Origin of the sequence: Streptomyces sp. JJ66, assembly GCF_019303495.1 — a bacterium.
Classification (GTDB): Bacteria; Actinomycetota; Actinomycetes; order Streptomycetales; family Streptomycetaceae; genus Streptomyces.
In genome coordinates this window covers 1-917 of sequence record NZ_JAEVFI010000060.1, presented here as the reverse complement: position 1 = coordinate 917, position 917 = coordinate 1, and the positions used below count along the sequence as shown (strand labels likewise).

The following is a 917-nucleotide window of genomic DNA, read 5'->3' as shown; positions in this document are numbered from 1 at the left end:
GAGCGGATCTCATCTACGCCCTGGCGAGTGAAGATCGTTTCCGATGGATTACGAAGATCGCCTGTAGGAGTGCGGTGACGCGGTTCGGGCTGATACGCACGGTGTCCAGCACTCGCCAGCGTTTCAGTGCCGCGAACGCCCGCTCGACGGGCGCTCGGAGTCGGGCGAGTGCGGTGTTGGCCAGTTTCTCCCATCCGTTGTGGCCCTTGCCCTTCGGACGCTTGACCGGGGTGCGGACGGTGCCGCCGGCGCCCTGGTAGCCGGAATCGCCAGTCGTCTCCACATCCGCGTCACTGACCGCGGCGACGATCCCGTCCAGACGGGCGGCGGTCACATCGTGCGTTGAACCCGCTCTGGCTTCGCCGAGAAAGACCAGCTCGCCGCTGGTGTCGGTGAGGGCCTGGACGTTCATGCCGTGCTCGCGGTGCTTGGCGTTGTACAGCGGGTCGGGGTTGGTCTCGGTGGCCAGGGTGTCGCAGCGCCACAGCGGGATGAGGGTTCCGTCCAGCAGTAGGCGGCGGGACTCGCCGGAGGCGTCGATGGCCTCGGTGAGGGTCGGCGCGAGTGGTGCGAGGGCATCGATGCCCTCGTTGACGTATCGGCGGGCGGTCTCTGTGCCGATGCCGAAGTGGGCTCCGAGCTCAGCGAAGGTGTCGCCCTTGGCAAGGAAGACCAGCAGCACGATCGCCTGGTCCCAGGGCGTCAGCGCCCGCCAGGACCCGTCGGCCTCATCCCTTCGGGTGGCGATCTGGTTCTCCAGCCAGGAAACCAGGTCCGAGGTGACGTCGAGGGTGGCACGATAGGTGACCACGAAGCTCCTTGCGTTGCGCGGCTGTTGACACTCCTTGCAACGTCGAGGAGCTTCGCCACGTCACGGGCACCCCGTCACCCGAACCGGTCACGATGAGATCCGCTCA

At 66.7% G+C, this 917-nt stretch carries 1 protein-coding gene; it reads right to left on the bottom strand.

Annotation, left to right across the window (positions count from 1 at the left end):
- Positions 1-13: 13 nt before the first annotated feature.
- A complete protein-coding gene (locus JJV70_RS23435; RefSeq protein ID WP_219049832.1) occupies positions 14-811 on the bottom strand; it encodes a transposase family protein in 798 nt (265 codons plus the stop codon).
- Positions 812-917: the final 106 nt, after the last annotated feature.